Below are 9,330 nucleotides of genomic sequence, written 5' to 3'. Positions count from 1 at the left end.
TCGGCTCAACCACCAACTGGCGGTGGCTGATTGAGATTGTGTGTTCATGGTGTCGTCGCTCCGCCCCTCATCGGCTCAACCATCCTGCGGCACTGGGTGATCGAGCAAGAAGTCATATCGGTGAGTGAGCCATCAACTGCGGCTTGATGATTGAGCCGGGACCGAGCATCGCGAGGACCCGAGTCGAAATCTCCGCAGCATGCGCCGAGTGGTTACCACCTCCGAGATGGTCACGTTGGCAAGCTTGGCGACGCACACGTGTGAGCGTTTGTGTCGATGGACACCAACGACCAGCATGGAAGATGCCTTCCTGTCGAAGGGACTGGTGACACTCGGGCATCGGCGACGATAGGCCGTGACCATCCCCGACAGTTCCGGGACGGTCAGACCGGACTACGACAACTTGGCAATTGTCGCGGCTTTGGCCGACTTGAACTCGTCGGCATCGAGCAGACCACGTTGATACAGGTCGGCCAGCATGGCCAGTTCTCCGGCAAGTCCTCCGACTGCATCGGGGTCGGGATCTTCGTCGACGTCCGAACCGGCAGGAATTGAATCAGGCTGCCGCGACTCCACGACGGCGGCTGTGGCAGCCGGTGGATCGTCGTCGCCATTGCGAAGGCGGTGAATCGCGCGCTTGATGAAGTCGACTGATTGTGGATCGAACGTTCCGAAGTTGAGTTGACCGTCGTCGGTCGTCACGCAGAGGCTCAGCAGCCCGGCCCTGATCGGGAAGTCGACGGACCGGATGTCGTCGGCCACCACCTCCAGCAAGACACGTTCTTCTGTCGTCTTGCCCATATGTGCGAAGCCGATGATGCGTCTGTTCGTGAATGCGGTGCCTGTCGTCGTCGGTTTGTATCGGGTCACGCGCACCAGCTCGCGAATCGACTCTCCGGGGGACAGGTCTGGGGCGATTGCCGCACACCAGGTCTGGGCGTCTGCTTGTGTCAGTCCCGGACTTTGAAGCGGTGGCGTCGACCGACTCATCGTGTCGGTAGGAGTCGGTTTGACGAAGCTCAGTTTTGATGACCGTGGGCCGGAAGCCGGTACGGTCGGGGTGGGGGCCTCACCTACCATTGAACTGATTGACGGTGCGGTGAAACGTCGGAACTGCTCGATGTGCTTCCTGGCCACCTTCATGTCATCGGGGTGGCTCACTATACCGAAATCGATCTCGCCCTCGGCGGTCTCGATGATCAGGTGGTCGATGCCCGTTGTGGGAGTGATCCGTACGCCGGTGATCTTCTCGCCTTCTGCACAGATGGGCACCTGCTGGCGTGAATCGAGCGCGTAGGGCTGAACGCCCAGGATCCGATGGGTCGTGATCGCAGTCATGAGGGTGACGGGTTGGGAACTGATCACGGACACGAGCGCCAGAACTTCTTCACCGTCGAGCATGTCGGCGGCCAGCTTCTCGCACACGCTGTCGGCGACAAAGGACGCGATCACCGGACTCAATTCCACTGCAGCACGTCCTTCATCCTGTGACGCCGTCGGACATCATCGCCACTGACCGGAGACGGTCACGACATCCGCGCTATCAGCGCGCCCTTGGCCGCCTTGAACTCGTCGTCGTCCAGGATTCCTCGTTGGTGCATGTCTGCGAGCTTCGCGAGTTCGTCTGCCAGCCCGGTCACAGGAGCAGGGCCCGCGGGCTGCACGGAATCTGATGCGTGGTGGACGATGACTTGTGTCCGCTTCGATGCCGCGATCTTCTGTTGCACCTCATTCAGCATCGGTTGGGCTTCGCGGTAGGTCACCTTGATGAGGGGCAAGCAGTTCGACAGAGTTCTTGGGTCGTCAGATGCGCTGTTGCGGGACTTGCCCGAGGATCGCCAGTAGTCGTGATTGGCCGTCCCCTGGTAACTCGGTGTCAGCACTTCGAGGACACCGTTCATGAAGCCGCTGTTGTACTCGATGTTGGTGATGTCAGAGTACAGAAATATCGTTTCTCGACTGCCTCCCAAAGAAGCGCTCATGAACCCCTTCTTCGAGATCAGCAAGCGGTCCTCGAAGGCAACCAGCCGACCCTCCATTCCGCTGTTGATGACGAACCACGGCAATTCTTCTGGGCGTGAGTGGCGACTGATGTCGTCCCACCATTTGTCTTTCATTGCCGTACCGAAGACCGGGATGGCATTCCGCTGGCGCAACCACGCGTTCCGGACCCCAGCCGCGGCGACAGCCTCCTGCCTCTGCTGCATGGCCGCTTGCTGCGCGATTGGATCGATGCCGTTGTGCCACAGATACTCGGCGTAGTGCCGCGCAAAATCGACTTCGTTGGCGTCGAACGATCCGAAGTCGACCTCGCCGGCGTCGGTCTGTATCCGGAAGTGCGGAAGACCTCCCTTGGTGGAGAAGTCCAGTCCACGAATCTGATCACCTGCCACCTCGAGCAGAATGCGCTTGTCGGTGGTCTGGCCGAAGTGGGTGAAACCGATGATGCGCGCGTTCGTTATCGCAGTGGCGACCGTGGCCGGTTTGAACCTCGCGGCATTCACGAAGGCCCAGATACTCTCACCGGCGTAGAGATCTGGCGTGATCGCCTGAGACCACTTGGCGGCCTTCTTCTCCTTGATCTTCGGGCTTAGCGCGGGCACTGACGAGGACGGGGGGCCATCGACGTCAGCGGGCGTTGATGGCTCTGCCAGTACGTGCGCAGGCTCAGCGATGGAGACAGGGCCTGTCGGGTCCTCCTGTTTGACAAATGTGAGCTTCGTCGAGCCCGGGCCCGTTGGTGACATCACGACAGGAGGTTCTTCGGTCGCCGACCCAACCTCGGTAGGAATCGCCGTGTGGGCGTCGGTAGTTGTGTTCCGAAGGTATTCGACGTAGTACCTGGCGAAATCGATATCGGCTGGATCGATCTCACCGAAATCTGTCTGTCCGTCCTCGGTGAGGACGGTCATGTGCGTCTTGTCGCCGATCGAGGGGAACTCGATGCTGCGGATTCGATCACCGGGCACTTCTGTCGGGAGTCGTTTGGACGCTCGGACACTTGGGTAGAAGCCCGCTATGCGGGAATTCGTGATCACGGTCGCGATGGTTGCCGGTCGAGTGTCCGAGGCACTCACAAAGGCCCAGATGATCTCGCCTACGGCCAATTCGTGGGCGATAGCCTTGCACCAGACCTCGACGTCTTTCACGACGAACTTGGGACTCACTTCGACCACGTTCCACACCTTCACTTCATCCCGGCAGCCTTGACATCATCACACACCCGAAGGGGATGTCGTTCGGTCGATTGATAGCGTGACCTCGGGAGGCGAGCGCACCGTGAACACTGACATTCCCGAATTCGGCACCACGTCCTACCAGGGATACGGCGCTCGCTTCGACGTCGACGCAACGACGATCACCAAGGTCAATCGAGCGGTCGTCGGTGCGGTGTTCGGTGCCGGGGACCGGGTCCCGCTCAGTCAGGTGCTGGGCTACCACTTCAAACCTGCGACACGTCTGGCGAACGGTTACCTCCAGCTCGCGGTGGCCGGGGTACCGGCAGGCAAGGCCGAACCCGGGGACGCGCACACCGTGGTCTTCACCCGCCGGATGCAGCCGCGGTTCGAGCAACTGCGTGACTGGTTGAAGGAAGTCGCCGAGGTCAATCGGGCCGCGACGTCGGGTCCGGCAGTTCGTCCGGAACCTCCGCACAATCCTGTCCTGGACGTGCGTGATCTGGAGATCGCCGGTGAAAGTCATCACCGGGATTCCTTCTCCCAGTTGTTCGCCCGCGCCGACAAGCCGCTCGGCGGGGTCATCTGGCGCGATGCAGAACTGGTCGCCGAGCCCTGGAATCCACACGACACGAATGCTGTCGCCGTGTACATCGACATGCTGTCTGTCGGCTACGTCCCCGCCGAGGTGGCCCCCGCAATTCAGGCCACAGTCCTGCAACTCATGGAACGCGGCCAGCGAGCAACCGTCGAGGCGCGGATCTGGGCGATCTACGAGCACGGAACGTGGTCGGCGCGGGTGACCCTCGAACCCGGTGGCGATCGCGAACCGGAGTGGCGCTACGTCGATCGGCCCACATGGCCGGGTCGCATCAGCCCCGACGGGACCGAGCGGCTCAGCGATGCGGCGGTTCTGCGACGACTGGACGAAGCCGCCGACGCCGCACTCGTCGACGGCCGTGAATTCACCTCACTACGAACTGATATCGCCCAGGCCCGCGCCGACGGCGACACCGACCGCGCGCTGGTGTTGTTACATGCGTGCATCGACGCCGCCGAACGCAGTGCCGCGATACTGGTGTCACGCCCGGCGACGTGGCCGACCGAGCAGGCCGCGATCATCTATCGGTCACGCAAACAGTACGACGACGAGGTCATGATCCTCGAACGCTTCCTGCGTGACGATCCGGAACACCTGGGCACCAAAGGATTACGCGACCGATTGGAACGGGCACGTGAGCTCGCCGGAACCGTACGCGCAACGCCGGAACCCGCGGCGCCGGTCCGGCACGAGATCATCGACCCCGGCGACAGCTACCTCACCGCACTGCGCCCAGCGGACGAGATCGTGCTTCCCCGAGCCGCCGAACTGTCCTACGAAAAGGACCACATCGAGGCCATCGACACCATCCTCGACGACGCGAACATCCCTCGCGGGCGAGCCCACCACACCACCGCCATCGTCCGAGAACTCGACCATGGCCCCCAGGGTTGGGGGCCGCTCGCGGTCTACGTGGACCGCCGACTCGTCGGGTACGTGAGTGCATTGGAGGCGGAGATGGTGCGGGAGGTCATCCGGCATCCCCAGCATCACGGCCACGACTGCGCCGTACGGTGCCGGATCTTCGTTCCCGCCGGCACCAGGGCGCCGGCCCGGATCATCCTCGGGCCATACGAACAGGCCTATGACGCCGAAGACGAAACCGAATCGTCGGCTCGCGCGCGAATGCATGCCGCAGAGCTGGCGGACACCCGGCGCACCCGTCTGGCAGCCGGAGGATCGACCGCGGAGGATCAGCGTCGTCGGCTCGTGCGCGGTAGGGACTTCGTCGAATGGGCCGAGGAGGTCAAACAACTCAAACGGGCCCAGCACAACGGCGAGGCACTCCGACTCGTACTCGAATGTGTCGACGCCGCGGAGCGGGATGCACGATTCCACGGGTACTCCCCTGCCCCCTGGTACACCGAGCAGGCGGCGATCCTGTATCGCAAGGCAGGCGATGTCGGTGCCGAGATCGCCATCCTGGAACGGTACCTTCGTGCCTGTCGACCTGATCAGATCGATACCGACATGGCCGAACGGCTGGTGAAGGCGCAGGCCCTGGCGCCCTGACCCACGCCCTGGTGCACCGGCCCGGAATGCCGCGGACCGCAACGACGTTGCGCGGGGGCGAGAGTGTCGAATCCATTCGAGATGCGCCGCGACGGTGCAGCCCGAGAACCGAGGAGAAGCCCGTGACCGACCAGAACACCGACGACGTCATCGCCGTCACCCGCAACGACGCCGAAGGGCGGTTCGAGATCACGGTGAACGGTGAGCTCGCCGGATTCACCGTGTTCATCGATCGCGGCGCGCAACGGATCTTCCCGCACACCGTCGTCGAGGAGAAGTTCGGCGGGCGAGGCCTTGCCACCACCCTGATCCACAATGCCCTCGCCGAGACCCGAAGCGCCGGACTCCGTGTTGTGCCGGTGTGCCCGGCAGTCGCACGGTATGTGTCGAAGCATCCCGAGGTCACCGACATCGTCGATCCGGTGACCCCGGAGATCCTTCGGTCCATGGGCTGACGGCCGGCACCCACCCCGATCGGTGGGTGCCGATCAGTGGGCGATCACCACGGTTTCGGCGTCGATCTTCGGCGGCTTCGCCGGGTAGAGCAGCGCTGCGATGACGGCGCCCACCGCGAAGAAGCCTGCCGACCACCAGAATGCGGTGTGGTAGCTCGCGAGCTGGGTGCCGTGTTCGAGGGCGAGCGGGGCCTCCGGTGTGGCGGTCGGACCGGGCTGGTGCGCGGTGACATAGTCGGCCGCGGCGGTCGCCGCGAAGCTCGACAGCAGTGAGATACCCATCGATCCGCCGACCTGCTGGGCGGTGTTGACCGTGGCGGAGGCGACTCCGGCGTCCTCGGCGGCCACTCCGCTCGTCGCGAAGCCCATCGCTGTGGCGAACACCGACCCGAGGCCGATGCCGAACATCAGCAGACCGGGCAACACACCGGTCGCGTACGAACTGTCGACGTCGATGGTGGTGAGGAACAGCATCGCGCATGCCGACAACGCCAGACCCACGCCGACAAGGATTTTCGGACTGACCTTCTGGGTCACGTTGCCGACCACCGCTGCGGTGAGTGCCAATGCGGCCACCATCGGCAGGAATGCGACACCGGTCGCCACCGGGCTGTACCCCAGGGTGCCCTGCAGGTAGTAGGTCAGGAACAAGAAGACGCCGAACATACCGATCGCGGCGATGAACATCACGATGTAGGAGGTGCCGCGCACCAGGTCGAGGACGACGCGCAGTGGCAGCAACGGGTGGACCACCTTGGTCTCGATCACCACGAACGCCGCCAGCAGTACCGCACCGACGACGATGAAGGTGATGGTCCAGGTGTCCGACCACCCGTTGACCTCGGAGTTGGCCAGCCCGTAGACCAGCGCGAACAAACCGAAGGTCGCGGTGACGGTGCCTGGCCAGTCGAGTGAGCCGGCCGCGTCGTCGGGCTTGTGGGCGGGAATCAGTTTGACCGCGGCGACCAGCGCGATCACCGCGAAGATGACGTTGACGTACAGGCACCAGTTCCACGAGATGTACTCGGTGAGTACACCACCGAGCAGCAGGCCGATGGCTCCACCGGCACCGGAGATCGCACCGTAGATGCCGAAGGCACGCCCGCGCTCACCGCTGTGCGAGAAGGTGACGGTGAGCAGTGACAACGCGGCGGGTGCGAGGAGTGCGCCGAAGACGCCCTGCAGGGCGCGGGCGATGACCAGCACCTCGAAGGTCGGGCTCCATCCGCCCAGAGCCGAGGCCGCGGCGAAGCCGGCGAGGCCGATGATGAATGCCTGTTTGCGTCCGAACTGGTCGTTGATGCGGCCGCCGAGCAGGAGCAGACCGCCGAAGGCCAGGGAGTAGGCGGTGACCACCCACTGGCGAAGGTCGTCGTCGAATCCCAGATCGGCTTGGGCGGCAGGCAAGGCGATGTTCACGATCGTGGCGTCGAGCACCACCATGAGCTGGGCGATGGCGAGCACGACGAGAATCCACCAGCGATGTGGATGGGGCTCGACGGTAGGTGGACTCGTGCTCGGCGGGGTGGGTTGGGTGTCGGTGGACACGTGGGCGGCTCCCTCGGATAACCAAGCGGAAGCGATGTTCCGTTTCTGACCGGGCAAGCATAACCGAGCAAACGGAATCTGTCATTCCGTTTGCTCGCGGTAGGGTTCTCGACATGGCATCGGAGACCAACGAATCGGGACCGCGGCTACGCAGCGATGCCGCACGCAACGTCGAACGGATCACGGTGGCGGCATCGGAAGCATTCGCCGAGCACGGCCTCGAGGTGACAATGGCCGACGTGGCCGAACGTGCCGGAGTCGGTGTGGGAACGGTCTATCGGCGCTTCGGCGACAAGGCCGGTCTCGTCGACGCACTGTTCACGAGTCAGGTGGATGCGGTGGTCATGTCGATGGATGCGGTGTCGCGGGCCGAGGATCCGGCGACGTCCTTCGTCGATCACCTGGCAGAGCTGTGTGCTCAACTCGCCGAGAACAAGGGGCTCCGGCAGATCGTGCTCCAGGAGGTCCGGTCTCCGGGCGCGGCGCAATCGGCGGCACTCGAACGGATCATCCCGGCATCGGATGTGATGGTGGACAGACTCAAGGAACTCGGCTGGATGCGCCAGAGTTTCCACGGCGCCGACGTCCCGCTGATCCTCGCGGCGGTCGGTGCTGCCCGCGAACTCGGCGGTGCCGCACACCCCGCACTCTGGCGCCGAACGCTGCGGCTCATGGTCGACGGCATGCGTCAGGACAGCCGGATTCCTGCCGACATCGCCGACGTCCCGGAACCCGCTGCGCCGCAGCCACAGACAGGGATATGACCGAGAATCGGTTGCCTCACCTGACCGCCCGGACGACTGCGGGGCCGGTGAGTTCGGTTGTACCGAACCCACCGGCCCCGCAGTCGATCTCGGCCCCGTAGATCAGAGGAGTTCGAGGATGGTGGCGTTGGCCTGGCCGCCACCCTCACACATCGTCTGCAGTCCGTAGCGAATGTTGTTGGCACGCATGTGATGCAGCATGGTGGTCATCAGTCGGGCACCCGAACCGCCGAGCGGATGGCCCAGCGCGATGGCGCCACCGCGGGGGTTCACCTTCGCCAGATCGACACCGAACTCGGCCTGCCAGGCCAGCACGACGGGCGCGAATGCCTCGTTGACCTCGAACACGCCGATGTCGTCGATGCTCAGACCCGACTTGGCGAGGGCCTTGTGCGTGGCCGGGATGGGTCCGGTCAGCATCGGCATCGGCGCCGACCCGGCGACGACCGCGGTATGGACACGCGCCAGCGGGGTGAGTCCGGCCTTCGCGGCGGCCTCGGAGGTCATCATGAGCAGGCCGGCCGAACCGTCCGAGATCTGCGACGAGTTGGCAGCGGTGACACGTCCGTCCTCACGGAACACCGGACGCAGCTTCGCCAGTCCGTCCACGGTGCCACCCCGGCGGATGCCTTCGTCGACCGACACGGTCTCGCCCTTGACGTCGATGGGAGCGATCTCGTCGGCGAACAGCCCGCCGTCGCTGGCCGCCGCGGCCCGCTCATGGGAGATGAGCGCGAACTCGTCGAGCTGCTGGCGGGACAGCTTCCAGTCGTCGGCGATCATCTCCGCACCGATGCCCTGATTCGGGAACTCATCTCCGTAGCGCTCGATGTAGCGCTCCCCCAGCGGATTTCCCGACCCGACGGCCGAGCCCATGGGAACCCGCGACATGCTCTCCACGCCGCCGACGACCACAGCGTCGTAGTGGCCGGCGACGAGGCTCGCCGCACCGAAGCTCACCGCCTGCTGCGACGATCCGCACTGGCGGTCGACGGTGGTGCCGGGCACCGACTCGGGCCACCCGGCCGAGAGGACCGAGGTACGTGCGATGTCGAAGGTCTGGTCGCCGACCTGGTTCACACAACCCCAGATCACGTCGTCGACGATCGCCGGATCGATACCGGTACGGCTGACGATGCTGTCGAGGATGTGTGCGGACAGATCGGCCGGGTGCACGGTCGACAGTCCCCCGTTTCGTTTGCCGAGCGGGGTGCGGACGGCGGCGACGATCACTGCGTCGGTCATGGTTCTCCTTGATTGTCGGGTGTGACTGG

At 64.3% G+C, this 9,330-nt stretch carries 7 protein-coding genes; 3 read left to right on the top strand and 4 right to left on the bottom strand.

Going from position 1 to position 9,330, the window contains the following annotated elements; genetic code table 11:
- Nucleotides 1-393: 393 nt before the first annotated feature.
- Nucleotides 394-1,467 (bottom strand): SHOCT domain-containing protein, encoded by a 1,074-nt coding sequence (locus GD1_RS02920; RefSeq protein ID WP_059035515.1) that lies wholly within the window; start codon nt 1,465-1,467, stop codon nt 394-396.
- A 59-nt stretch (nt 1,468-1,526) separates the two neighbouring features.
- Complete coding sequence (locus GD1_RS02915) at nt 1,527-3,176, bottom strand: SHOCT domain-containing protein (protein ID WP_238403906.1); 1,650 nt, start codon at nt 3,174-3,176, stop codon at nt 1,527-1,529.
- Nucleotides 3,177-3,279: 103 nt separating this feature from the next.
- On the opposite strand from GD1_RS02915, the gene GD1_RS02910 reads away from it, so the two are divergent.
- Complete coding sequence (locus tag GD1_RS02910; RefSeq protein WP_157079357.1) at nt 3,280-5,289, top strand: hypothetical protein; 2,010 nt, start codon at nt 3,280-3,282, stop codon at nt 5,287-5,289.
- 26 nt (nt 5,290-5,315) lie between these two features.
- Nucleotides 5,316-5,744 (top strand): GNAT family N-acetyltransferase, encoded by a 429-nt coding sequence (locus GD1_RS02905; RefSeq protein WP_157079356.1) that lies wholly within the window; start codon nt 5,316-5,318, stop codon nt 5,742-5,744.
- A 33-nt stretch (nt 5,745-5,777) separates the two neighbouring features.
- Here the strand turns inward: GD1_RS02905 and GD1_RS02900 are convergent, their stop codons facing one another.
- On the bottom strand, nt 5,778-7,292 hold the full coding sequence (locus tag GD1_RS02900) for an MFS transporter (RefSeq protein WP_244882489.1): 1,515 nt from the start codon (nt 7,290-7,292) through the stop codon (nt 5,778-5,780).
- A 113-nt stretch (nt 7,293-7,405) separates the two neighbouring features.
- Between GD1_RS02900 and GD1_RS02895 the strand changes: the two genes are divergently transcribed.
- A complete protein-coding gene (locus GD1_RS02895; RefSeq protein WP_059035509.1) occupies nt 7,406-8,056 on the top strand; it encodes a TetR/AcrR family transcriptional regulator in 651 nt (216 codons plus the stop codon).
- 102 nt (nt 8,057-8,158) lie between these two features.
- Here the strand turns inward: GD1_RS02895 and GD1_RS02890 are convergent, their stop codons facing one another.
- Nucleotides 8,159-9,301 carry a thiolase family protein gene (locus tag GD1_RS02890; RefSeq protein WP_053776816.1) on the bottom strand — a complete coding sequence of 381 codons (1,143 nt, stop codon included), beginning with the start codon at nt 9,299-9,301 and terminating at the stop codon, nt 8,159-8,161.
- Nucleotides 9,302-9,330: the final 29 nt, after the last annotated feature.

Source organism: Gordonia desulfuricans NBRC 100010, assembly GCF_001485495.1.
In the GTDB taxonomy this organism is placed as follows: domain Bacteria; phylum Actinomycetota; class Actinomycetes; order Mycobacteriales; family Mycobacteriaceae; genus Gordonia; species Gordonia desulfuricans.
This window is presented reverse-complemented; position numbering and strand designations above follow the sequence as displayed.